Origin of the sequence: Flavobacterium succinicans LMG 10402 (assembly GCF_000611675.1) — a bacterium.
GTDB lineage: Bacteria > Bacteroidota > Bacteroidia > Flavobacteriales > Flavobacteriaceae > Flavobacterium > Flavobacterium succinicans.
Genome location: NZ_JATV01000007.1, coordinates 81,709 through 105,862, shown reverse-complemented (window position 1 = coordinate 105,862; position 24,154 = coordinate 81,709). Strand labels below are relative to the sequence as shown.

Sequence of the window (24,154 nt, the reverse complement as noted above, 5' to 3'; positions counted from 1 at the left end):
CATGGTAAAAATCATCACCATAGTAGCAAAATTTATCATTGTTACCTTAGTTGCTTTACTTTTTGCTTCTTGCAATTTAGTAACCAACATGAATTCGATTACCGGCAGTGGTTCTGTAACTACAGAAAAAAGAATCGTTAATGGCGATTTTAAAAGTATTGAAGTAGGAAACGCTATCGATTTGGTACTAGAACAAGCCGATAAAATTGAGATCATAGTAGAAGCCGATGATAATTTGCAAAAAGAAATCACTACCAAAGTAGAAAACGGTAAGCTTATTATTGGATGTAAATACAGTTCTTTCTTGAATATCACTTCGAAAAAAGTAATTGTTCGAGCTCCTATTATAGAAGGTATTGAAGCCAATAGTGCTTCGACTGTAAATAGTAAATCTACCTTTAAAGCTACAGAATTTAAGATTGATGCATCGAGTGCGGCCTCACTAGATTTGAACATAGAATCTGAAAAAATAATTTGTGATTCTGGAAGCGGAAGTAGTATTGAATTGAAAGGTAAAGCCATTAGTTTACAAACCAATTCTTCGAGCGGAAGTTCTATTAATGCTGGCGAGTTGTTGGCAAACGATATCAAATCACAGGCTTCATCAGGAAGTATTCAATCGCTACATCCGTTGGTGAGTCTTGATGCCGAAGCGTCTAGTGGAGGAAATATCTCCTATAAAAACAATCCTAAAAGACTAAAGAAAAGTGAAAGTTCTGGCGGTTCGATAAGCCAAGAATAGTTTTTAGTTGAAACAAAAAAAAAGTCCTTCGCTGTGAAGGACTTTTTTTTGTAATACAAATTTCAGTATGTAACTAAATAAGAGACCATTGCTATTCTTTAGCCTTGATCGCAGTGAAAATCCTTTGTTGCCGGGGTTCGGCAACAAAGATTGTAACGGAGAGCGGGACTTTGAACACAAAAAAGCGCTTTGAATACTGCTCCGAAAAAAATTACTCTTTGGCTGCCAAATAACGCTCGGCATCCAATGCTGCCATACAACCTGTACCTGCAGCGGTAATGGCTTGGCGGTACACGTGATCGGCGGCGTCTCCTGCTACGAAAACTCCTGCCACATTCGTTTTTGAACTTCCTGGAACGTTAACGATATAACCCGTTTCGTCTAAGGTCAAGTAATCTTTGAAGATGTCGGTGTTGGGTTTATGACCAATGGCTACGAAAAATCCAGTTGCTGGAATGTCATACACTTCATCGGTGGTTTTGTTTTTTACTTTGATAGCCGAAACCACTTGCTCATCTCCTAAAACTTCAACGGTATCGTGGTTTAAAAGGATTTCGATGTTTTCGGTTTTGCGTACTCTTTCTTCCATAATTTTGGAAGCTCTGAATTTTTCGCTTCTAACCAACATCGTAACTTTTTTGCACAACTTAGATAAGTAGTGTGCTTCTTCGCAAGCTGAATCTCCTGCTCCAACTATTACTACTTCTTGATTTCTATAGAAAAATCCATCACAAACGGCACAAGCTGAAACTCCACCACCCATTTTTAAATAATGTTGTTCTGATGGTAAACCTAAATATTTTGCAGAAGCTCCTGTAGAAATAATTACAGTTTCGCAGTGTAATTCGATAGTGTCATTAATCCAAACTTTGTGAATATCGCCAGAGAAATCAACTTTTGTAGCCCAACCGTCACGCACATCAGCGCCAAAACGTTGTGCTTGTTGTTGCAACTGAATCATCATTTCTGGTCCAGTTACACCGTCTACATAACCTGGAAAATTTTCAACTTCATTGGTCGTTGTCAATTGTCCACCAGGTTGCATTCCTTGGTACAAAACTGGATTCATATTGGCTCTAGCAGCATAAATAGCCGCGGTATAACCCGCAGGACCTGAACCTATAATTAGGCATTTTATTTTTTCGATAGTATTTGACATTGTGTTTTGAGTTTTTTAAAATACACGCAAAAATAGGATTTTAAAAAATAATAACTCGATTTGAAGTATTTGTTTTGATTATGGGGTAATAAAAAAAAACCTTTTTGAATTTCAAAAAGGTTTTTTGTCGGGGTGGCAGCGTTTATTCCGTTTAACGGAAATTCGATGTTTATCAGCCGATTTTGAAAATAATATGTAAACTGTAAATTCCATATATACAAAAAATCCCTTCTGAAAATCAGAAAGGATTTAGTCGGGGTGGCAGGATTCGAACCTGCGACCTCCTGCTCCCAAAGCAGGCGCGATAACCGGGCTACGCTACACCCCGTAACGCGGGTGCAAATATAGAATACTTTTTTGGCTATCACAAGTAATTTCAAAAATAAAATCACTTTACAATTTAATAAATTCATTAAAAAAATGTATTTAAATCAATAACAAGCACTTATACAGACTTTGAACAACCTACTTAAAAATCATTTATTGCGAGTAGAATTGGGATTATTATTTCATTTTCATTAACTTTAATCTTCTAACCAACTAAAAACAATTATTTCAGATGAAAAAAAATATTTCAACCAGCTTAGTCTTATCCTTAACCCTTTTATCAATTAGTTGTCAAAAGAAATCGGAAACAGTAACATCTAGTGAATCGAATCAAACAAAAGATACTACCACTACCTCCATTTCAAAACCGGAAGAACAAAAGGCAGATTATACAAAAACGGTCACCTATAAAGATATAAGCTTCGCTATTGCAGTAACAGGAAACACTTTGACCATTCAACCAAAAGGTTTTTTGGAAGACAATTCTATTATCACAAAAACAATTGATGGCTCAATTAATAATATAGAAGTTGACGATATTAATGCAGATGGTTCACCAGAATTATTAATTTATGTTACCAGTGCTGGAAGTGGAAGCTACGGAACTGCAATTGGTTTTTCAGGAAATAATAATAAATCAATGAGTGAAATCACAATTCCAAGCATAGTCGAAAATCCAAAAACGAACAAAGGATATATGGGGCATGATGAATTTGCACTTGTTGAGGGTACATTAATACAACGATTTCCAGTCTATAAAGAAGGAGATAATAATAGCAAACCCACTGGAGGCACTCGACAAATTCAATACAAACTTAAAAATGGTGAAGCCTCAAGAGTATTTGTAATTGATAAAATAATTAAATACTAACATTCAATATATCTAACTGTTTTTTATGTATCAATAAACAAGTTTTATGAATTAAGTTGATCCAATTTTAATAAAAAAAATTTAAAAATCTATTTACCTCATTTAATTAAATACTTCTAAAAAAAGTGGAGTCTATCAAATAGCTCCTCTTTTTTTTTACAATTAAAATTTAACAAATAGCTCCAAAAGAAACAGTAAAAAAAATAATTCTGTAATTAGAAGCGCTTTCGCTTGTAAAAAATATAGTCTTGAAAAAAGATTCAGAAAACAATCACAAATGTTCTAAAAATAGATTTTCAATAACCATAAAAAATTGTATTTTTACCGCTCAAAATTAAAAAAACAAATGGGCAAAATCATTGCTATTGCTAATCAAAAAGGAGGAGTTGGAAAAACCACAACATCCGTAAATCTTGCAGCTTCCTTAGGAGTTTTAGAAAAAAAAGTATTATTAATTGATGCTGATCCTCAAGCTAATGCCACATCTGGCTTAGGAATTGATGTGGAATCTGTGGAAATTGGTACCTACCAAATCTTAGAACACAGCCACACACCAAAAGCAGCGGTTTTAAAATGTACCGCACCTAATGTAGATGTGATTCCTGCTCACATTGACCTTGTGGCTATCGAAATTGAATTGGTAGACAAGGAAAATCGTGAATACATGCTTAAAAAAGCATTAGAAAGCGTCAAAGATGAATATGACTACATATTGATCGACTGCGCGCCTTCATTGGGTTTATTAACTTTGAATGCACTTACAGCAGCAGACTCTGTTATTATTCCTATTCAATGTGAATATTTTGCACTCGAAGGATTAGGCAAGTTATTGAATACCGTAAAAAGTATTCAAAAAATACATAATCCAGATTTGGATATTGAAGGACTATTGCTAACTATGTACGACTCTAGATTGCGTTTGTCTAATCAAGTATTAGAAGAGGTTCAAAAACACTTCAACGATATGGTTTTTGAAACTGTAATTCAACGTAATGTAAAATTGAGTGAAGCGCCAAGTTTTGGAGAGAGCATAATTAATTACGATGCAACTAGTAAAGGTGCAGTAAACTATATTCATTTAGCGCAAGAAATAATAAAGAAAAACAGCAAATAGGTTTTATGACAAAAGCAATAAAAAAACAAGCACTTGGAAGGGGTTTATCCGCATTATTAAAAGATCCTGAAAACGACATAAAATCGGTTGAGGATAAGAATGCTGACAAAGTTGTTGGTAATATTATTGAGCTTGAAATTGATGCTATTGAAATAAATCCATTTCAACCCAGAACAAATTTCAATGAAGAATCATTGCGTGAATTGGCCACTTCTATCAAAGAATTAGGCGTAATTCAACCCATTACGGTTCGTAAATTAGATTTTAACAAATACCAATTAATTTCTGGGGAACGTCGTTTGCGTGCTTCAAAATTAGTAGGACTTACTAGCGTACCTGCTTACATTCGTATTGCAAATGATAACGAATCTTTGGTTATGGCTTTGGTGGAAAACATCCAACGTCATGACTTAGACCCTATTGAGATTGCACTTTCGTACCAACGATTAATGGACGAAATACAATTAACTCAAGAACAAATGAGCGAAAGAGTGGGTAAAAAACGTTCTACGATTGCCAATTACTTGCGTCTTTTAAAACTAGATCCGATAATTCAAACAGGTATCAGAGACGGTTTCATCAGTATGGGACATGGTCGCGCCATCATCAATGTTGAAGATTTGGATGTACAAGCCCAAATGTATCAAAAAATTGTGAGTCAGAATTTATCGGTACGTGAAACGGAAACTTTAGTAAAAAACTACCACGAAAGTTTGTTGCCAAAATCTAGCGCTCCCGCAAAATCAGCTGCATTTGAGATCGATGACGAACAACAATACAGTTTTAATTCTTATTTTGGCACCAAAGTAGATTTAAAAGTAGATCCAAAAGGAAAAGGAAAAATAACCATCCCTTTTCATTCAGAAGAAGACTTAAACAGAATTTTAAAATTAATCAAAGGGTAGTGAATTTATTGCGTACCATATGCATCATTACACTTTTGTTGCTACACCACACTGCTTTTTCACAAGAAAAAAAAGCAGTAGCCCTAGTTGCAAAAGATACCGTTGCGCCTCTTGATATCGATCCTCTAACCCCAGCAAAAGCTGCATTTTATTCAGCCATTTTGCCGGGATTGGGTCAAGCCTACAACAAAAAGTATTGGAAAATCCCTTTAGTATATGCTGGTATTGGAACCAGTTTGTATTTTTATATTGACAACAATAGAAAATACAATCAGTACCGAGATGCTTATAAAAGAAGATTAGAAGGGTACACGGATGACAAATTTTCTTTTTTAGACAACAGTAGATTGGTTGCCGCACAAAGAGTATTCCAACGCAACAGAGATTTATCGGCATTAGTTACCGTTGGTTTTTATGTATTGAATATTATTGATGCCAATGTAGACGCGGCTATTATTCAATTTAATGTCAACGAAAATCTCTCATTAAAACCAGAAATTTACCCCAACGATGTAACGTTTCGCCCCAATGTGGGTCTAACCTTCAATTATACTTTTTAAAAAGTACTTATTTTAAATCAAAAAAAATGAAAATTGCGCTTTTAGGATACGGAAAAATGGGCCAAGTAATAGAGCGAATTGCTTTAGAAAGAGGTCATGAAATTGTTTTGAAAAAAGATGAATTCAACACTTATGATGGCCTAGAAAATGCTAATGTTGCCATCGATTTTAGTGTGCCAGCAGCTGCTATAGCCAATATATCTGCGAGTTTCCACGCCAATGTGCCCGTGGTTTCAGGCACCACAGGATGGCTAGCACATTATGACGAGATGATTGCGCTTTGTAAAGAGAAGAATGGAGGATTTATTTCAAGTTCCAATTTTAGCTTAGGAGTGAATCTTTTTTTTGAATTAAATTCATACTTAGCAAAAATCATGGCTCCTTACCATTCATACAAAGTTGCTATGGAAGAAATTCACCATATCCATAAGTTAGATGCCCCAAGCGGAACGGCTATTACCTTAGCAGAAGGCGTACTAGAACATAGTAACTGTTCCAATTGGACCATGGACGCTAGCCCAAAGGACAACGAAATCCAAATTGAAGCTGTTAGAACAGGCGAAGTTCCTGGAACACATACCGTAACCTACAATTCACCCATAGACGCAATAGAGATAAAACACACCGCACACAACAGAGAAGGTTTTGCTTTAGGCGCTGTTATTGCAGCAGAGTGGTTGGCAGGAAAACATGGTGTTTTCACCATGAAAGATGTTTTAAATTTCAATTAATCATAGCTTAATTTAGCTTTTAACATACAGTTTTTATGACACTATATTCTTGGTTTGTTTTCTTTTTAGTTATTCAAATTATTCATTTTTTAGGTACATGGAAAATGTACGAAAGTGCAGGAAGAAAACGTTGGATCGCAGCTGTACCAATCTACAATGCAATTGTATTAATGAAAATTATTGGTAGACCGACATGGTGGACAGTATTACTTTTCATTCCAGTAATCAATTTGATAATGTTTCCTGTTGTTTGGGTCGAAACCTTACGCAGTTTTGGAAAACGCTCTACTCTAGATACTATCCTAGTAATAGCCTCTTTTGGGTTGTACTTGTACTACGTTAATTACACACAACCACTCAATCATGTCACCGACAGAAACTTAAGCCCAGATCACAAAGCTGCCGACACCGTAAGTTCATTACTTTTTGCCGTTATCGTAGCTACGATTGTGCATACCTATTTCATTCAACCGTTTACCATTCCAACTTCTTCATTAGAGAAATCATTATTAATTGGTGATTTTTTATTCGTAAGCAAAGTAAATTATGGCGCAAGGGTTCCAATGACAACCGTTGCTATGCCGATGGTTCACGATACGATTCCGCTAACTAAGAAAAAATCTTATTTAAATTGGCCACAATTGCCTTACATGAGATTTCCTTCTATCGAAGACATCAAACGAAATGATATCGTGGTATTCAACTGGCCCGTTGACACCGTGTATAAATTCAGAGACAAATCTGGCTTGCGTGTAGAAAAACCTATCGACAAAAAATCAAACTATGTAAAACGTTGTGTAGGTTTACCTGGAGATCATTTATCTATAAAAGACGGTTTAATTTACATTGACGGAAAAGAACTTATCTTACCCGAAAGGGCAAGACCTCAATATTCGTACAAATTGGCTTTGGATGGAAAAACACCTATCGATTTTGAATCTTTATTCAAAGAATTAGACATTACCGATCCTGCTGGATTCATGGACAATGAAAGACGCGACACCTTATATATTAGTGCCTTAACAAAAGATGCAGCCGAACGCTTCAAACAAGTACCAGGCATTACAGCAGTTACTAGAATAGTATCGAAAGAGACTGAAAATGGCGTTTTCCCGCATACCAAAAACTGGAACCAAGACAATTATGGACCAATTTACATTCCTCAAAAAGGAAAAACTGTAGATTTAAACCTAAAAACGTTACCCTTTTACAAAACCATTATTGACGATTACGAAAACAGAACCTTAGAAATCAACGGTACAGAAATCCGAATTGACGGAAAAGTAGCCACAACCTATACTTTTGGTCAAAATTACTACTGGATGATGGGAGACAATCGTCATAACTCGGAAGACAGCCGTTATTGGGGATTTGTTCCAGAAAACCACATTGTAGGAAAACCTGTTTTTATATGGATGAGTTGGGATACTAACGGAAAAGGTATCAACAAAATCCGTTGGGACCGCGTGTTTACAACAGTAAACGGTGAAGGTCAACCACAATCTTATTTCAAATATTTCTTGATCGCTTTGATTGCCTTTTTTATCGGAGAATATTTCTGGAAAAAAAGAAAAGCAAAAAACGAAATTTAAAACTAAATTTTAAGTATATTCAAAAGTCATATTTTCCAAACGGATGGTATGACTTTTGACATGTAATGACGCTACTATGAACACTCTTTTACACCCATCCTATTTCCCATCGATTAGCCAAATGGCCGCCATGATCCAAGCCGATAGTATTACTTTTGAAATGGACGACAACTTTCAAAAGCAAACCAATCGCAACCGAACCTATATTTATAGTCCAAACGGCATCCAAATGCTCAACATACCGGTGAAACATACCAGCATGGTACACCAAAAAACGAAAGACGTGCAAATTGAAAATGATTTTGATTGGCAGAAACAACACTTCAAATCATTGGAAGCCGGTTACAGAAGCTCGCCTTTCTTTGAGTTTTTTGAGGACGATATTTACCCATTTTTTGAAAAGAAACATACTTTTTTGATGGATCTAAATTTCGAAACGCTGGCTTTGATCGAAAAATGCCTCCGCTACCCACTGACTTATTCAAAAACCAATGAATATTTTCATGAAGTTGATCCCGGAGTCCTGGACTACAGAACCTTGGTTAATGGAAAAAAAGACCCAAACCTATTTGTTACTTACCCACAGGTTTTTGATGACAAACATGGCTTTATCAACAACTTGAGTGTATTGGATTTAATTTTTAACGAAGGAAAATTTGCTTTAGAGTACTTGCAAAATCAAAAGTTAGTACTATAATCTAAAAAACACTTCTTTTCTTTCTCAAATTTTTAGGATAACACACGGGTGAAGCTACACAGCTACATCCCAATGTCATGAAGTTAAGGAATAATCAATAATTTGATTGCTGATTTTTAAATAACGATTCTTGATTGCTGATGTGTAAACCATTGAAAAAACTAGTTTTTTTTATTTATTGGCACAAAATCTAAAATGCTTTACCAGTTCGCTACCGCTCGGGTCAAGAATCGTTAATCTACAACCAAAAATATCTTAACTTAACAACATTGAGTTACATACAGCACACAAAGGCTTTTATGTAATGTATCCATTTGGGCGTTACCACAAGGATCTGGCTTTACGCTACAATCTTTTTGAGGCAAAAAAAACCTCAAAAAGGATTTTCACTGCAAACATAGTTCATTGAACACCTATGAAAATAATATAAGTGAAATAATCCCTAACGCATAATACCGTAAAGAATAGAAGCAACAGTTATTATCACTACAATTAATAGTTCTTATCGATTGTTAGTACAAAAAAAAAGTGCCAAAAGCCATACTCATTAAAAGACTCATGGCTTTTCATTTGTTTAAAAACTCAACTTAGCCATAATAGGATAATGGTCTGAGTTTTGAAACTTTGGAAAACTCTCAAATTCTTTGACTTCTAGCAGAGGATCTGCAAAAATATAATCTATACGGGCAGGGTAATATCTAAAAGTGTACGTTTGTCCAAAACCTTTTCCAGCTTCTTCAAACGCGTCTTTCAAAGTGCCTTTTACATTGCGATACACGTACGAAAACGCACTATTGTTTAAGTCACCACAAATAATGACAGGATATTTGGATTCTTTTTTATGATCCATTAATATTTTAGCCTGTTCTTGTTGTTGCTTGAAGGCTTTGCTAATGCGATTGAATAATTTATGGGATTTTTGTTGATCCATCACTTCAATATTTTCTGAAATTTCGTGAACATCTGGCGAAATTTTGATGGATTGAAAATGAATATTATACACCCGAATAATGTCTTTTCCACGCTTAATATCTGCAAAAATGGCGTTATTATTTGAATTAGGAAAGACGATATTACCTTGATCCAGGATTGGGAATTTAGAAAAAATAGCCTGCCCAGTACGGATTTTATCACCTTCAATAAAAATATAACGATGTGGATATACTTTCAAATCGATATTTCCGTGATTGGAATATTCTTGTATACAAAGAATATCAGGATTGTTATGATTGATAAATGTTAAAATCTCCTGCGGGATACCATCGCGATCAATCCATTTAAACACATTAAACAAACGCACATTATAACTCATAATCTTAAAATCCTTGGGAGAATCTTGATAGGGTTTCGTGGAGAATTTATAAAATTTATTGATAAAAGTGATGCCCATGAGCAAAACCAATCCCGAAAGGATCATTCTTTTTTTGAACTGAATTCCCCAATAGATAAAAAACAATCCGTTGAGCACAAAAAACACCGGCATAAACAACGTAAATACCGCCAACAAAGGAAAAACTTTGGGAGATAAAAAAGGAAACAGATAAGCAGTAAACGTGAATACAGTGAGTACTATATTCAAGAAAAACATCACTTTATTAAACCATGAAAGGTTTCTCATTATTACTTTATATTTATTGTTTGTTGCAGATCTTTAGAGGCAAGTAGCACCATTTTTAAAATAATATTGGATCAAAATGCATCAAAGACCCCATTCAACTATTTTCCAGCTTTGAACAAAAATTCTTTTTCTTCTTTGGTCAAACAATCGTAACCCGATTGACTGATTTTATCTAAAATTTCATCAATTTGTTGTTGTGTCTTGTCTTTGGTTACAATTCTAGACACTGTCTTAGGAGCTTCTTTTCTGGCATAATTAACGTGTACTTTTTTAAATGGCGTTTTGTTTCGTTTTTGAAACAACGACCAAAAAAAATCAACAACTCCAGAAACTAATTTACTTAAATCCACCCCGCTTACCAAGAGCTTTATATAAACAAAACCAAATAAGGCTCCTGCTAAATGAGAGATGTGTCCCCCCATATTCTCTACACGAAATTGTAACACATCCAACAACAAAACCACTGCCGTAATGTACCACAATTTGATATTGCCAAACAAAAACAATTGCACTTGCATTAGAGGCTGGTAAGTCGTGGTAGCCACTAAAATGGCATAAATAGCAGCCGAAGCTCCAACAATCATTGAGGTATATTGCAAGAAGTAATACGACAACACAAACACTATCCCTGAAAAAATGGCGCTCAACACATACAATCCCATAAATTGTTTGGTAGTGAAAAACGTCAAAAATAATTGACTACAAAAATGCAGCACCATCATATTGAAAAACAAATGACCAATACCGTCATGAAAAAAAGCATAGGTTAGAAAGGTCCAAGGACGACTCAAAGACACCAAAGGATCCGAAGACAAAGCAAGCCAATTTGGAAACAAAAATTGCCCCGATTTGAACTGATAAAAAAACAATATAGCGATCAAAAACACCCCTATATTCCAGAAAATTAGCTGCAACGCAACATTCCCCAAGCGATAACGAGACTTTAAATCATTGAAAATTGTCATAAAATAAAGCTTTTATAAATCAAATATAAACAAAACTACTGAACAGTACTTGCTTAATTTAATTCCAACGATTGTTGTTGAATTGATTTTTTTTCCAATACCACATCATCAAGAACCCAATTAATGCGCCGCCTAAGTGGGCAAAGTGAGCAATCCCAGATGAACCGCCAAAAATAGAACCGCCAGACACACCAGAATATAAGTCAATCAACAATAATCCTGGCACAAAATACTTTGCTTTGATGGGCACAGGAATAAATAGTAAAGCCAATTCAGCATTAGGAAACATGAACGCAAAAGCAACTAAAAGACCATAAATTGCTCCTGAAGCTCCTACCATTGTCCCCATGTAAGCACTAATAAACTCTCTAAACTCGGTCACGGTTAACAATTCTTGCCAACGTGTATCCATTTTCCCTTCACTTAAAATCTGTAAAATTTCGGGTTTTGAAAATCCATTAGCCACTAAGGTATCTATTGCATTTTCGAAGAAATAATAATTAACTCCAGTATGCAACAAGGCTGCACCTAAACCACAGGAAATATAAAAAAACAGAAATTTTTTACCACCCCAAAAATGTTCTAAGGCCGATCCAAACGAATACAAGGCAAACATATTAAACAAAATGTGCATTACATTTGGTAATGGAGCATGCATAAACATGTGGGTAAAGATTTGCCATGAATGAAAACCAGGATTCCCAAAATAATACATGGACAACAAGTGATATGCAGGTTCTCCCACAATCATGGAACCTACATAAAACAATACGTTAATAATCAACAATTGCTTAACGGTTGGGGTAATATTCATCATACAGCAAATTTTTTATCTAAATCTTCCACACGCATCGTAATGAAAGTAGGTTTATTAAAAGGAGAAATATTGGGCTCTTTACAAGCAAAAAGTCCGTTGACTACATTTTCTTGTTCTTTTTCATTCAAATACGTTCCCGTTTTTACTGCTAAGCTTTTCGCCATTGACTTGGCTATGGTATCGCTTTGACTAAAACTGTTTTCGGGAATTCCATCGTGCAAATCGGCTAATAATTGTTCGATAACCAAAGCCACTTCACTTTCGGAAATGGTTACTGGAATCCCAGAAATCACCACATGATCTGTAGCCGAAGTATCAAAAACAAAACCTGTCGCAGTCAATGTGCTTTGTAATTCCGTAATTAAAACCATTTCATCATTAGAAAAAAACAAATTCAACGGAAACAACAATTGCTGACTAGCCGCTTGGTGCATCGTCATATTGGTTAAAAACTGTTCGTATAAAATACGTTGGTGGGCTCGTTGTTGATCTACAATTAGCATTCCTGATTTTATAGGCGAAACAATATATTTTTTATGGATTTGATAGGTTTTTTGAACCGCTTGCTCTACTTCAGTATCTGAAAACAATGAAGAAGAAATAGCATCCGTTTCAAAAGCCATGCTTACAAATTGCTCCGGTTCTGGCTCGGGATCTTGCGTTAAACCAACATACAAACTCTCCCAATTGGAAGTGCTTTCAGGCTTTTTGTAAGTCGAAAAAGATTTTTTTGGCGCAGCATCAACCACTGCAAAAGGATTAAAATCACCATTTACTTCGATAGTAGGAAAAGAACCTTCTACATCTTTGTAATGATATGGCGTGTCTAAATTAGCATCACGATCAAAATCCAAAACTGGAGCAACGTTAAACTGTCCTAAACTATGCTTGATGGAAGCCCTAAGAATCGCGTACAAGGCATGTTCATCGTCAAATTTTATTTCGGTTTTAGTGGGATGAATGTTGATATCAATAGTATTGGGCTCCACAGTAAGGTATAAAAAGTAACTGGGTTGCAAACCGTCTTTTAGTATACCATCAAAAGCTGCCATCACCGCATGGTGCAAATAACCACTTTTTATGAATCGGTCATTGACAAAGAAAAACTGTTCACCTCTACTCTTTTTGGCAAATTCGGGTTTGCTAACAAAACCTTGAATGGTGACAATTTCTGTCTCTTCGTTGACGGGTACCAATTTTTCGTTGGTTTTACCCGCAAAAATACCCACAATACGTTGGCGCAAAGTAGCTGGAGGCAAATTAAACATTTCGCTTCCGTTGTGGAAAAAAGTAAAGTGAATATTGGGATGTGCCATCACTACGCGTTGAAATTCATCGACAATATGACGAAACTCAACCGTATCAGATTTTAAAAAGTTACGACGCGCAGGAATATTGAAAAAAAGATTTTTTACAGCAAAAGAGGTGCCTTTCGGCAAAACAGCCACTTCTTGCGATACAAACTTACTACCTTCGATAATAATATGCGTACCTAATTCCTCTTGATCTTGTTTGCTTTTCATTTCCACATGCGCAATCGCAGCAATGGATGCTAAGGCTTCACCCCGAAATCCTTTGGTGTTTAACGAGAATAAATCTTCGGCCAAGCGTATTTTGGATGTGGCGTGTCGTGCAAAACACAAACGCGCATCCGTTACACTCATACCTACTCCATTATCTATAACTTGTATCAAAGATTTTCCGGCATCTTTAATAATCAATTTGATATCGGTAGCTTTGGCATCGACAGCATTTTCTAGTAATTCTTTTACTACAGAAGCAGGTCGTTGCACTACTTCACCAGCAGCAATTTGGTTAGCGACATGATCGGGAAGCAATTGAATAATACTAGACATTAAAAATTATAGATTAGGGTTTTCTGATGGTGGTTTATGTTTTAAAACCAAGGAGGACAAATTTAAGTAAAAACTATTCGATTTTACTAGCGATCTACTCATAAAAAAAAACAAAAAACCTACACTATTTTGGGTAGTGTAGGCTTTGTAAAAAAGTGCTCTACCACATTATTCTTCAAGCTGTAAAGGCTTGTCTTCGATTTGAAGTGCGCCAGCTCCTAACAAATTTTGAGGTTGAAATTGGTGCGTTAAGGTAGCTTGATGACGAATGTACGCCATTTTAATAGCAGCAATCGCGGCTTCAGTACCTTTGTTGCCATGAATACCTCCACTACGGTCAATGGATTGCTGCATGGTGTTGTCCGTTAACACACAAAAAATAACTGGAGTATCGGTTTGTACATTAAGATCTTTAATGCCTTGCGTAACGCCTTCGCAAACAAAATCAAAATGTTTGGTCTCGCCTTGAATAACGCATCCAATCACAATAACCGCATCTACGTTTTGCGTTTGCAACATTTTTTTTGCACCATAAATCAACTCGAAACTCCCTGGCACGTTCCAACGTATGATGTGTTGTGGGGGCACTTGATTTTCAATGAGCGCTTGAAAAGCACCATTGAACAATCCTTCTGTTATGGTTTCATTCCATTCGGCCACAACGATTCCGAAGCGGAAATCTTTGGCGTCTGGTACTTCGTTTTTGTTATAATCCGATAAATTTCTGTTTTCGGTTGCCATTGTATTATTTCATTTAAATTAAACGCTTGTCAAATGGTTGTTTTTCTTTGGATGCTTATAGATAAGAAACCATGTTTCCTGATAGCCCCGATGGGAGGGAATATCCTTTTTTCACATCTGTCAGGTTTTAAAACCTGACAGATGTGAAAAAAGATAGGAAGGACAGCGGGACGATGTTGGTAAAAAGGCCCAATTCCTGCTGCTCCAAACAACACCATAAATATAGGTATAAAAAAAGAGGTTAAAAATAAAAGGATTCAAAATTTACTTCGAATTCTTTTGCTTTCTAACCTCTTTTGGTTTGAAAAAATTAGTACTGTTACTGTGCTAATCCTATCAATCCATCAACTGAAGCTGATTCAGGAGATGCATCAAAATTTTCTTTGATGTCTGTAAAATACTTTAAAGCTTCTTCTTTTTTACCTAAGCTCAAAGCTGTTTTACCTGCTTTTAATAAGAAACGAGGCGTTGTAAAGTCGTTTTTGTTGCTTTCAGCTGCTTTTACATAAAAACCAAGAGCTTCTTCGGCTTTGTTGGTTTGAGAGTAAGCATCACCAATTGCACCTTTGGCTAAAGCACTTAAAATAGCGTCTTTTGAACTGAATTTTTCTAAATAACTGATCGCCTCAGCGTATTTACCTGTATTTAGGTAAGCGATACCTGCGTAGTAATTCGCCAAATTTCCTGCGTCTGTTCCTGAATACTCATCTGCAATTTTAACAAATCCGAATTTACCTTCAGAACCATTCAAGGCCAATTTGTATAACGAATCACTCGCAACACCATCGGTTGCTTTTTGAAAGTTTTGTTGAGCTACGAACATTTCGTTAGCTGCCTCTTCTTCTTTTGGAGTAGCAATAAATTTTTTATATGCTAAATATCCTACAGTTATCAAAGCAATACCTGCTACGATACCAATAATGATTTTTTGGTTTTTGGCAACAAAATCTTCAGTTTTTGATGCTGTTTCGTCTAGCTTAGAGAAAACTTCAGCAGTAGCGCTGTCTTTTTCATTAATTTGAACTTCTTCTATAGGTTCTTTAACTTCTTTCTCTTTTGGTGTTTTATATCCTCGTTTGCTGTAAGTAGCCATTTAAAATTAATTTAGTGAGTCGCAAAAATAAAATTTTTATTCAAACCCACACAAAAAAAATCACTTTTATATTCAGTTTAAGATTCATTCTTGCTTCAATGCATGAAAAACCAAATAATATGGATAATTTTCAATAATTTGCACCCCTCAAAAATAGCACTCAAAAAAGAGGTTATTACCAATACAAGAGAAGCTTAAAACATGTATTTAAAAAAAATTTCTTTATTCAATTATAAAAATTTTACCGAAGCTGAATTTGAATTTGACAACAAGATTAATTGTTTTGTTGGAAGAAATGGCGTTGGAAAAACAAATGTTCTGGATGCCATCTATCATTTGGCGTATGGAAAAAGTTATTTCAATCCATTGGCGATTCAAAACATCAGACACGGTGAAGATTTTTTTGTAATTGATGCTTTGTTTGAAAAAAATGAGCGCAACGAACAAATTGTTTGCAGCATCAAAAAAGGGCAAAAAAAGATTTTAAAAAGAAACGGTAAAGCTTACGATAAATTTTCTGACCATATTGGTTTCATTCCACTGGTCATTATTTCGCCTGCCGACCGCGACCTTATTATAGAAGGAAGCGAAACCCGAAGAAAGTTTATGGACAGCGTGATTTCGCAACTCGACGCGACCTATTTGCAACAATTGATTCAGTATCAAAAAACCATCAGTCAGCGCAACGCATTATTGAAGTATTTTGCTTTGAACCACGTTTTTGACAAGGACACTTTATCTATTTACAACGAGCAATTGGATGGTTTTGCATCCTTACTTTTCGAAAAAAGAAAAGCCTTTATTGCTGAATTTTTACCTATTTTCAATAAGCATCATCAAGCCATTACAGGAAGTGCAGAACAAGTGCAACTGGTTTATGAAAGTCATCTTTATGAGAATACACTCTTGAATTTACTAAATGAAAATTTAGCCAAAGACCGAGCGTTACAGTACACCAGTTTTGGCATTCACAAAGATGATTTGTCGTTTGAAATTGATTCGTTTCCTATCAAAAAATTTGGATCGCAAGGGCAACAAAAATCATTTTTGATTGCGCTTAAACTGGCTCAATTTGATTTTTTGAAACAACAAAGTGGCGTAAAACCGATACTACTTTTTGATGATATTTTTGATAAGCTAGATGAATTTCGGGTAGCCAAAATTATCGAAATGGTAAAAGACGATTCGTTCGGCCAACTCTTTATATCGGACACTCATCCCGAGAGAACTGAAGCCATATTGCAATCGACTTACCAAAGCTATTCACTAATTAAATTATAATTCAAAACACATGAATAACATTACAATTAAAAAAATAGGCTTACTTCTTCTTTTTCTATTAACACTCTTAACCCAGTATTTCATATACAAAATATGGAGTTCTGACAACTATTTACAAGACAATATCAATCAAAATGCCTATTCTTTATTAAAACCAAATAAATCTTTAGTTTTTTCAAACCTGGCTACAAAAAATTATCTTGAAGCGGGAAACCATTTTAATGAATACATACAATATCAAAAACCTATTTCTTTGAAAAAATACCAACTTTCATTGGATAGCATGACTGTATATTTGGATAGCTTAAACTATTTAAATAAAACTAACAAAGATTTTTCGGTAGTGATCAAAAATAAAAAACAAATTGAATTAGAAGTGGTCTCTCTTAAAAATCAATTAGAAATACTCATTAATCAAAAATATGATAAAGATAAAAGCAATATCAATCCTGACTTTTTAATAAAAAAATTCAATTACGAAAAAATCCTAAGTTCAATCACTTATGACACCATTAAAAAAGTAACCGAAACCAAGAAAAAATCCTTTTTTGGAAGAATTGGAAATGCTCTAAAAGGAAAGTCAGATGTAGACAAACAAGAGGTGCAATCCATTATAAAAATGGTTTTTAATAATAAAGAAAAATCAGGTACCTTTGAAGATCAACTCCGAAATACTTTTTTACTTACAGAGAAATACTATTTAAACAATTTTAATAGAATAAAAGCCACTTACAATTCATTAAAAAACAAAGACCAAGAATTATTAATCATAAATAAAAACATTCAAAATAAAAGCCAAAAACTTATTCTGGCTTATTCAAAATCGGCTCAAGAAGCTAGCCGAAATAAATTCAATCAAGCAATTCAAGACTATAGTAACGAAAACATTAGGCATAAAAAAAATATCTTTTATCTACTTATTTTAATGAGTGGCGCAACTGTGATTTTAATTCTTTACACCATTTATACCTATATAAATGAAAGCAAATTGCAAAAAGCAAAAGCAACTACAGAGAAAAATCTTGATTTAAAAAACCAACTCATCGGAATGTTATCACATGAAATGAGAGCACCTTTAAACATTATTTCAAAATACTCTGAAAAAATTAAAAATCAAAACTCAAATACCGAGTTAACGAAGGATATTAATTCACTTTATTTCACCTCAAATTCACTACAAAATACTGTAAATCAGATTTTAGATTTCTTAAAAAACGAAAACTCTAAACTTAAATTATTCAATACTAACGTGAATTTAAAAAAAGAAATAATCCCGTTATTGGATACACTACAAACCATTTCTGAAACTAAAAACATCACAATTGTTGGTAATATCAACAAGAATGTCGATACGCTTGTTTGGGCAGATAATATAAAAATTCATCAGCTTTTTTACAACACTGTCATCAATGCAATAAAGTTTACCAACAAAGGAACAATAACCATAAATGTTGATTTAAACAAACAAATAAGTAACTACCAACTTGATGTCTCAATCATAGACACAGGTATAGGAATCCCAGAAGAGGACTTGAAAAAAGTGTTTAATAAATTTTACCAAAGCAAAAGTCATCAAAAACAAATGAGCTATGGCGCGGGATTAGGACTCAATCTATGCAAGAGTATTGTCGACTTATACAATGGAAATATTGATATCAAAAGTAAAATAGGAATTGGAACAGAAATTTCATTTACTCTCTTTCTTGATAAACCAAACGAAAATCAAGAAACATTTGAGACAAAATTGAAAAATCAAACAAAAAACAGCACTATTAAAGCAGTAATTATTGATGACGACCCTGTAATTATTCAAATTGTAAAAAAATTAATGACCAATATAGGCTTTGAAATTGTAACTTTTGGCAGAGGACCAGAAGCAAAAGAATACCTAAAAAATAACATTGTAGACCTAATACTAACTGACATTCAGATTTTTGATTACTCCGGTATAGATTTAGCAAAAGAGATTAAAGCGTTAACAAATCAGAACAAAAACAAACCAATAATTGCTTTATCTGGAGACACATATCTTGATACTGTAGAGATAAATAGCTTTGGCTTTGATGAAATTCTAATAAAACCAATTAATAAAGAGGAACTTTATCAAAAACTATATAACCAACTACAAAATAAACCGTAATTTTATTTACCTTAAAAATTAAAAAAAATGAAGCCCTTTTTTATAACTTTTATTTACCTAAGTATAATCCTTAGCTCGTGCCAAGCACAAACCTCAAAAAACATTCAATTACTGGAAGCCCCAGCTTTTGCAGAGAAAATAAAAAACACCCCTAACGCACAAATCCTTGACGTAAGAACCCCTCAAGAATTTGCGGGCGACCATATTAAAAATGCCAAAAACGTCAATTGGCTCAATGCAGATTTTGCTGCAAATGCAGCAACATTAGACAAAACAAAACCAGTTTTTGTGTATTGCAAATCGGGAAATCGCAGCAACAAAGCAGCAACAAAACTTTCGGAAATGGGATTCAAAACCATTTATGACCTTCAAGGTGGCATCCTGAAATGGGATGCAGATGGACTTTCAAAACCAAGCGAAAAACTCGTTGGAATCAATCGCCAACAATTTGAAGCACTTTTGAACTCAGACAAAAAAGTACTAATCAATTTCTTCGCCCCTTGGTGTGCGCCTTGCAAAAAAATGGAGCCTTTCATTTTAAAAATGCAAAAAGAAAATAGCGACAAAGTTGTTATTGTTCGTTTGAACGCCGATGAAAACAAAACCATTATGAAAGAATTAAAAGTAGAAGAACTTCCAACCCTACTTTTGTACGAAAACAACAACCTAAAATGGAAAAGTAGCGGTTTTGTAAGCGAAGAAGATTTGAAAAAACAAATACTATAACCTATGGTTTCTGAAAGCACGATACAATTCTTAAAAGATTTAAAAACCAACAACAACAGAGAGTGGTTTTTAGATAATAAAAAACGATACGAAGCGGTAAAAAAAGAATACTATCAACTAACCGCTGATTTCCTGGATAGTATGAAGAATTTAGATCCAGCTTTAGCACTTTTGGAAGTAAAAAACTGTGTATTCAGAATCAATCGCGATATTCGTTTTTCAAAAGACAAATCACCATATAAAACCCATTTGGGCATTTGGCTATCCACCGGTGCCAAAAATGCTGAAGCGGCTGGATATTATTTACAAATCGATGCCGAAAATCCTTTTGTTGGCGGCGGAATGTATTGTCCTCAACCCGAACAAATTCAGAAAATCCGAAAAGAAATTAACTTTTTTCATGACGATTTAATAGCCATAACTAGCGACAAAGATTTCGTCTCCAATTACAAAGCACTGAATCGTGACGAAAATTCAACGTTAAAAAATCCGCCAAGAGGCTACGAAAAAGACAACCCAGCGATTGAATTTTTAAAATTGAAAAGCTACACCGCCACCGAAAATTTCAATCCTGAACTTTTGACGCACAAAGATTTTATTCCGTTAATGGTTCAAAAAATGATTGCTTTGCGCCCGCTAAACGAATTCCTCAACAGAGCTTTAGAAATAGAATAACCTGTTTGCAACAGACAAAATAATAATCCCTATGGAAATCCTTGAAAATTTTTCGTTAAAAAAATACAACACTTTTGGCATTGAAGCCAAAGCCAAACAATTCATTGCCGTTCACTCTACAGAAGAACTACAACAAGTTTTAGCAAAGCATCCCAACGAAAAAAAATTCATTTTGGGTGGAGGTAGCAATATGTTGTTAACCCAAGACATTGACGCCTTGGTCATCCACATCGATTTGAAAGGAAAAAAAATAATCGATGCCAATGACGATTTTGTTTGGGTGGAAGCCCAAGCTGGCGAAAACTGGCACGAGTTCGTACTTTGGGCCATCGACCAAGATTTTGGTGGACTTGAAAACATGTCGCTTATTCCGGGTAATGTGGGTACCACTCCCGTTCAAAACATTGGCGCTTACGGCACCGAAATCAAGGATACTTTTGTTTCGTGCCACGCGATGCACATAGCCACCCAAGAAATCAAAAGTTTCACCAATGCCGATTGCCATTTTGGATACCGCGAAAGTATTTTCAAAAACGAAGTGAAAGGGCAATTCGTCATCACCAGCGTGATTTTCAAATTAACCAAAACAAATCACCACATCAACACCTCTTATGGCGATATTACTGGAGAATTAGCCAAAAACAACATTGAGCAACCTACGCTAAAAGACGTGAGCAACGCTGTAATCGCCATCCGACAAAGCAAATTACCCGACCCAAAAGAATTAGGCAACAGCGGTAGTTTCTTCAAAAACCCAATCCTTCCAAAAGCCGATTTCGAAAGCATCCATAAAAAATTTCCCGAAATGCGCTTTTTCGAGGTCTCACCTACCGAGGTCAAAGTGCCTGCGGGTTGGCTAATCGAGCAAGCGGGCTTCAAAGGCAAACGCTTTGGCGACGCGGGAATCCACAAAAATCAGGCGCTGGTACTTGTCAATTATGGCAACGCAACGGGTCAAGAAATCGTGGCGGTCTCCAAAAACATCCAAGAAACCATTTTCAACACCTTTGGCATCCACATCGAAGCCGAAGTGAACATCATTTAGGAGCGAAACAATAGGCTATTCAGGAAACAAGGTTCCCGCTTTTCGCTATAATCTTTTGTGCCGAACCCCGGCACAAAAGGATTTCCGCTTCAATCGGGGCTAGAGAGCCACAAAAGGCTTTTTTGTAAACATCTAAAAATTCCAAAAAATGTACACACCCGATATTTACCAACTAGAAAATCCCGATAGCATTCGCGCCTTTCTAAAACAAAATGCTTTTGGTATATTAATCAATCAGACCAACGGAAAATTGTGGGCCACGCACATCCCAATGGAATTGGATTATAATAGCGAAGGAAAAGAAATCTTGCACGGTCACCTCTCCAAAGAAAACCCACAAGGCAGCGCTTTTGAAGACAATGCTGAAGTTTTAGCCGTTTTTACAGGTCCACACGCTTACATTTCGTCTTCTTGGTACGACCACGAAAACGTCCCAACTTGGAATTACACCGCCGTTCACGTATACGGAAAAGTAAAAATCATTCACGGAGAAGCCGTAATCGAATCTCTAACAAAATTGGTAGACAAATACGAACAAGCCTCAGCCTGTCCAGTAAAAGTTAGTGAGTTGTCCAAAGCTACGATACGACAAGCCAAGGGCGTAATTGGCTTTGAAATTGAAATCACCCAAATCGAAGCGACACAAAAAATGTCTCAAAATCGCGACGACCACAATTATAAAAACATAATTCAAGAGCTAGAAAAAACGCAATCATCTTCAGCTATTGCCGTTGCAGAAGAAATGAAAAAATTAAGAAAGTAAATGACCGATTGTATGGAAAGTTTGCAATTGATAATTAACTTTGCAGCCATCTTATCAGAAACCAATTAGCACAATGTTTTTATATCTACTATACTTTTTTATCGCCTTAATTGTAATACAATTTGTATACTATATCGGTATTTTTAGTAAATTTTCCTTCACAAAACCAGAAGCAATTACCCCAAAAAACATTCCTATTTCGGTAATCGTTTGTGCCAAAAATGAAGAAGAAAACGTAAAAGAATACATTCCTATTCTTGCACAACAAGACTATCCAACCTTTGAATTAGTGCTGATAGATGACGCTTCTAGCGACGAAACATTAGAGGTTTTCGAAGCCTTTGAACAACAATACCCAAACATTCGATTAGTTAAAGTAAAAAACAACGAAGCTTTTTGGGGTAATAAAAAGTACGCCATGACCTTGGGTATTAAAGCCGCAAAATACGAGCATTTGCTATTCACAGATGCCGATTGCTTCCCGCTTACCAAAGACTGGATTACCAATATGTCCGCTCATTTTGACCGTGACAAAAAAATAGTTTTAGGCTACGGAGGTTATACCAAAATCGCCAATTCTTTTTTAAACAAAATCATACGCTACGAAACCGTATTAACGGCGATTCAATATTTTTCTTGGGCAAAAATCGGAAAACCCTATATGGGCGTGGGACGCAATTTGGCCTACAAAAAAGAAGTTTTTTTTAGTGTAAATGGTTTCATTGAGCATATCCAAATCCGATCTGGAGACGATGATTTATTCATCAACCAAGCGGCGAATGCAGACAATACAATAATCGCAACTTCGCCAGAAAGTTTCACTTATTCTGAGCCTAAAAAAACATACAAAGAATGGTTCAATCAAAAAAGAAGACATGTTACCACTGCCGAACATTACAAAACCAGTGATCAAGTGCAATTGTCCGTGTTTTATGCTGCACAATTACTCTTTCTACTTGTTGGGGTAACTTTGTTATGTTTTCAATACCAGTGGATTTTGGTGGCTAGTTTGATGGCCTTTCGCTATCTATTTTCTTGGATTAGTTTTGGGTTTGGAGCTAAAAAATTAAAAGAAAAAGATATTATTTATTGGTTTCCTTTACTTGAAATCTGGCTTATATTCATGCAAATGAATATCTTTATTACCAATATTTTTTCAAAACCCGTACATTGGAAATAAACCACAACATTGACAAAGCCAAAAAAGGCGATCAAATTGCTTTTACCTTTTTATTAGACCACTTTTGGAACGAAGTGTACGGCTTTATGCTCAAAAGAACCGAAAACGAAACAGACGCCGAAGACATCACCATAGAAACTTTTTCGAAAGCCTTCGACAAAATAAGCACCTACAACAGCGAATTTCAATTTAACACTTGGCTAATTGCTATCGCCAAAAATGTACACATTGATTTGCTTCGTAAAAAAAAATCGAACCTATTTGTCGAAATCACAGACGAGCAAGATCGCCAAGCCTACAATATTGCCGACACTACTCCTTCTGCAGAGGACGAGTTAATCATAGAACAAAACTTATCTCAATTACTTCTTTTTATCAAAGAGTTAAAACCACATTATCAAGAAGTCATTCAATTGCGTTACTTTCAAGAATTAAGCTACCAAGAAATCGCCAATAAAATTGACGAACCCATTAGTAATGTAAAAATTAAACTCCTGAGAGCTAAAAAGTTACTAGCAGAAATCATTCAGCAAAAACGCTAGTTTCATCAAAAACC

23 protein-coding genes and 1 tRNA gene are annotated in these 24,154 nt (G+C 35.2%); 16 read left to right on the top strand and 8 right to left on the bottom strand.

What is annotated here, in order from left to right:
- Position 1: 1 nt before the first annotated feature.
- Positions 2-742, top strand: coding sequence for a head GIN domain-containing protein (locus tag AO58_RS0108575; RefSeq protein ID WP_024981321.1), 741 nt, complete (start codon positions 2-4; stop codon positions 740-742).
- A gap of 211 nt (positions 743-953) precedes the next feature.
- On the opposite strand, the gene trxB is transcribed toward AO58_RS0108575, so the two are convergent.
- Positions 954-1,901, bottom strand: a complete 948-nt coding sequence (gene trxB / locus AO58_RS0108570) for a thioredoxin-disulfide reductase (protein WP_024981320.1) — start codon at positions 1,899-1,901, stop codon at positions 954-956.
- Positions 1,902-2,154: 253 nt separating this feature from the next.
- Positions 2,155-2,229, bottom strand: a tRNA-Pro gene (locus AO58_RS0108565).
- Positions 2,230-2,460: 231 nt separating this feature from the next.
- On the opposite strand from AO58_RS0108565, the gene AO58_RS17070 reads away from it, so the two are divergent.
- The 7 genes from AO58_RS17070 (at position 2,461) to AO58_RS0108530 (ending at position 8,698) form a co-directional block, all read left to right on the top strand.
- Positions 2,461-3,099, top strand: coding sequence for a PliI family lysozyme inhibitor of I-type lysozyme (locus AO58_RS17070; RefSeq protein WP_024981319.1), 639 nt, complete (start codon positions 2,461-2,463; stop codon positions 3,097-3,099).
- A gap of 346 nt (positions 3,100-3,445) precedes the next feature.
- The gene (locus AO58_RS0108555) at positions 3,446-4,213 is read left to right on the top strand and encodes a ParA family protein (protein ID WP_024981318.1); all 768 of its coding nucleotides are present in this window, start codon (positions 3,446-3,448) and stop codon (positions 4,211-4,213) included.
- Between the two features lie 5 nt (positions 4,214-4,218).
- Complete coding sequence (locus AO58_RS0108550; protein ID WP_024981317.1) at positions 4,219-5,118, top strand: ParB/RepB/Spo0J family partition protein; 900 nt, start codon at positions 4,219-4,221, stop codon at positions 5,116-5,118.
- Positions 5,118-5,678, top strand: coding sequence for a DUF5683 domain-containing protein (locus AO58_RS0108545; protein WP_024981316.1), 561 nt, complete (start codon positions 5,118-5,120; stop codon positions 5,676-5,678). The genes AO58_RS0108550 and AO58_RS0108545 overlap by 1 nt, the downstream gene beginning before the upstream one ends.
- 26 nt (positions 5,679-5,704) lie before the next feature.
- Complete coding sequence (gene dapB, locus AO58_RS0108540) at positions 5,705-6,409, top strand: 4-hydroxy-tetrahydrodipicolinate reductase (protein WP_024981315.1); 705 nt, start codon at positions 5,705-5,707, stop codon at positions 6,407-6,409.
- Between the two features lie 35 nt (positions 6,410-6,444).
- Entirely contained in the window at positions 6,445-8,001 is a 1,557-nt protein-coding gene (gene lepB, locus AO58_RS0108535) for a signal peptidase I (protein WP_024981314.1), read from the top strand.
- Positions 8,002-8,077: 76 nt separating this feature from the next.
- On the top strand, positions 8,078-8,698 hold the full coding sequence (locus AO58_RS0108530; RefSeq protein ID WP_024981313.1) for a WbqC family protein: 621 nt from the start codon (positions 8,078-8,080) through the stop codon (positions 8,696-8,698).
- A gap of 574 nt (positions 8,699-9,272) precedes the next feature.
- On the opposite strand, the gene AO58_RS0108525 is transcribed toward AO58_RS0108530, so the two are convergent.
- The 6 genes from AO58_RS0108525 to AO58_RS0108500 form a co-directional block, all read right to left on the bottom strand.
- Positions 9,273-10,316 carry an endonuclease/exonuclease/phosphatase family protein gene (locus tag AO58_RS0108525; RefSeq protein ID WP_024981312.1) on the bottom strand — a complete coding sequence of 348 codons (1,044 nt, stop codon included), beginning with the start codon at positions 10,314-10,316 and terminating at the stop codon, positions 9,273-9,275.
- A 98-nt stretch (positions 10,317-10,414) separates the two neighbouring features.
- On the bottom strand, positions 10,415-11,281 hold the full coding sequence (locus tag AO58_RS0108520; RefSeq protein ID WP_024981311.1) for a rhomboid family intramembrane serine protease: 867 nt from the start codon (positions 11,279-11,281) through the stop codon (positions 10,415-10,417).
- A 58-nt stretch (positions 11,282-11,339) separates the two neighbouring features.
- On the bottom strand, positions 11,340-12,098 hold the full coding sequence (locus tag AO58_RS0108515; RefSeq protein ID WP_024981310.1) for a rhomboid family intramembrane serine protease: 759 nt from the start codon (positions 12,096-12,098) through the stop codon (positions 11,340-11,342).
- Positions 12,095-13,954, bottom strand: a complete 1,860-nt coding sequence (mutL, locus tag AO58_RS0108510; protein ID WP_024981309.1) for a DNA mismatch repair endonuclease MutL — start codon at positions 13,952-13,954, stop codon at positions 12,095-12,097. Before mutL ends, AO58_RS0108515 begins: the two co-directional genes overlap by 4 nt.
- A 168-nt stretch (positions 13,955-14,122) precedes the next feature.
- Positions 14,123-14,695, bottom strand: a complete 573-nt coding sequence (ribH, locus tag AO58_RS0108505) for a 6,7-dimethyl-8-ribityllumazine synthase (RefSeq protein ID WP_024981308.1) — start codon at positions 14,693-14,695, stop codon at positions 14,123-14,125.
- Positions 14,696-15,014: 319 nt separating this feature from the next.
- Positions 15,015-15,788 carry a tetratricopeptide repeat protein gene (locus tag AO58_RS0108500; protein WP_024981307.1) on the bottom strand — a complete coding sequence of 258 codons (774 nt, stop codon included), beginning with the start codon at positions 15,786-15,788 and terminating at the stop codon, positions 15,015-15,017.
- A 201-nt stretch (positions 15,789-15,989) separates the two neighbouring features.
- On the opposite strand from AO58_RS0108500, the gene recF reads away from it, so the two are divergent.
- From recF to AO58_RS0108460, 8 genes are all read left to right on the top strand, one after another.
- A complete protein-coding gene (recF, locus tag AO58_RS0108495; RefSeq protein WP_024981306.1) occupies positions 15,990-17,069 on the top strand; it encodes a DNA replication/repair protein RecF in 1,080 nt (359 codons plus the stop codon).
- Between the two features lie 10 nt (positions 17,070-17,079).
- Positions 17,080-19,209: an ATP-binding response regulator gene (locus tag AO58_RS0108490; RefSeq protein ID WP_024981305.1), complete on the top strand. Its 2,130-nt coding sequence runs from the start codon at positions 17,080-17,082 to the stop codon at positions 19,207-19,209.
- 27 nt (positions 19,210-19,236) lie between these two features.
- On the top strand, positions 19,237-19,935 hold the full coding sequence (locus tag AO58_RS0108485) for a thioredoxin domain-containing protein (protein WP_024981304.1): 699 nt from the start codon (positions 19,237-19,239) through the stop codon (positions 19,933-19,935).
- Between the two features lie 3 nt (positions 19,936-19,938).
- On the top strand, positions 19,939-20,610 hold the full coding sequence (locus AO58_RS0108480; protein ID WP_024981303.1) for a DUF2461 domain-containing protein: 672 nt from the start codon (positions 19,939-19,941) through the stop codon (positions 20,608-20,610).
- Positions 20,611-20,641: 31 nt separating this feature from the next.
- On the top strand, positions 20,642-21,655 hold the full coding sequence (murB, locus tag AO58_RS0108475; RefSeq protein WP_024981302.1) for a UDP-N-acetylmuramate dehydrogenase: 1,014 nt from the start codon (positions 20,642-20,644) through the stop codon (positions 21,653-21,655).
- 148 nt (positions 21,656-21,803) lie between these two features.
- Complete coding sequence (locus tag AO58_RS0108470) at positions 21,804-22,418, top strand: FMN-binding negative transcriptional regulator (RefSeq protein WP_024981301.1); 615 nt, start codon at positions 21,804-21,806, stop codon at positions 22,416-22,418.
- Positions 22,419-22,491: 73 nt separating this feature from the next.
- Positions 22,492-23,598, top strand: a complete 1,107-nt coding sequence (locus AO58_RS0108465; protein ID WP_024981300.1) for a glycosyltransferase — start codon at positions 22,492-22,494, stop codon at positions 23,596-23,598.
- Positions 23,589-24,140: an RNA polymerase sigma factor gene (locus AO58_RS0108460; protein ID WP_024981299.1), complete on the top strand. Its 552-nt coding sequence runs from the start codon at positions 23,589-23,591 to the stop codon at positions 24,138-24,140. Before AO58_RS0108465 ends, AO58_RS0108460 begins: the two co-directional genes overlap by 10 nt.
- The last annotated feature ends 14 nt before the right edge of the window (positions 24,141-24,154 follow it).

Excerpts from the sequence above, each read along its gene's own strand:
- AO58_RS0108490 (WP_024981305.1), top strand. The coding sequence starts at position 17,080 with ATGAATAACATTACAATTAAAAAAATAGGCTTACTTCTTCTTTTTCTA.
- AO58_RS0108530 (WP_024981313.1), top strand. The coding sequence starts at position 8,078 with ATGAACACTCTTTTACACCCATCCTATTTCCCATCGATTAGCCAAATG.
- AO58_RS0108575 (WP_024981321.1), top strand. The coding sequence starts at position 2 with ATGGTAAAAATCATCACCATAGTAGCAAAATTTATCATTGTTACCTTA.
- lepB (WP_024981314.1), top strand. The coding sequence starts at position 6,445 with ATGACACTATATTCTTGGTTTGTTTTCTTTTTAGTTATTCAAATTATT.
- AO58_RS0108500 (WP_024981307.1), bottom strand. The coding sequence starts at position 15,788 with ATGGCTACTTACAGCAAACGAGGATATAAAACACCAAAAGAGAAAGAA.
- recF (WP_024981306.1), top strand. The coding sequence starts at position 15,990 with ATGTATTTAAAAAAAATTTCTTTATTCAATTATAAAAATTTTACCGAA.
- mutL (WP_024981309.1), bottom strand. The coding sequence starts at position 13,954 with ATGTCTAGTATTATTCAATTGCTTCCCGATCATGTCGCTAACCAAATT.
- trxB (WP_024981320.1), bottom strand. The coding sequence starts at position 1,901 with ATGTCAAATACTATCGAAAAAATAAAATGCCTAATTATAGGTTCAGGT.
- dapB (WP_024981315.1), top strand. The coding sequence starts at position 5,705 with ATGAAAATTGCGCTTTTAGGATACGGAAAAATGGGCCAAGTAATAGAG.
- AO58_RS0108480 (WP_024981303.1), top strand. The coding sequence starts at position 19,939 with ATGGTTTCTGAAAGCACGATACAATTCTTAAAAGATTTAAAAACCAAC.
- AO58_RS0108520 (WP_024981311.1), bottom strand. The coding sequence starts at position 11,281 with ATGACAATTTTCAATGATTTAAAGTCTCGTTATCGCTTGGGGAATGTT.
- AO58_RS0108485 (WP_024981304.1), top strand. The coding sequence starts at position 19,237 with ATGAAGCCCTTTTTTATAACTTTTATTTACCTAAGTATAATCCTTAGC.
- murB (WP_024981302.1), top strand. The coding sequence starts at position 20,642 with ATGGAAATCCTTGAAAATTTTTCGTTAAAAAAATACAACACTTTTGGC.
- AO58_RS0108550 (WP_024981317.1), top strand. The coding sequence starts at position 4,219 with ATGACAAAAGCAATAAAAAAACAAGCACTTGGAAGGGGTTTATCCGCA.
- AO58_RS17070 (WP_024981319.1), top strand. The coding sequence starts at position 2,461 with ATGAAAAAAAATATTTCAACCAGCTTAGTCTTATCCTTAACCCTTTTA.
- AO58_RS0108515 (WP_024981310.1), bottom strand. The coding sequence starts at position 12,098 with ATGATGAATATTACCCCAACCGTTAAGCAATTGTTGATTATTAACGTA.
- AO58_RS0108470 (WP_024981301.1), top strand. The coding sequence starts at position 21,804 with ATGTACACACCCGATATTTACCAACTAGAAAATCCCGATAGCATTCGC.
- ribH (WP_024981308.1), bottom strand. The coding sequence starts at position 14,695 with ATGGCAACCGAAAACAGAAATTTATCGGATTATAACAAAAACGAAGTA.
- AO58_RS0108525 (WP_024981312.1), bottom strand. The coding sequence starts at position 10,316 with ATGAGAAACCTTTCATGGTTTAATAAAGTGATGTTTTTCTTGAATATA.
- AO58_RS0108555 (WP_024981318.1), top strand. The coding sequence starts at position 3,446 with ATGGGCAAAATCATTGCTATTGCTAATCAAAAAGGAGGAGTTGGAAAA.
- AO58_RS0108465 (WP_024981300.1), top strand. The coding sequence starts at position 22,492 with ATGTTTTTATATCTACTATACTTTTTTATCGCCTTAATTGTAATACAA.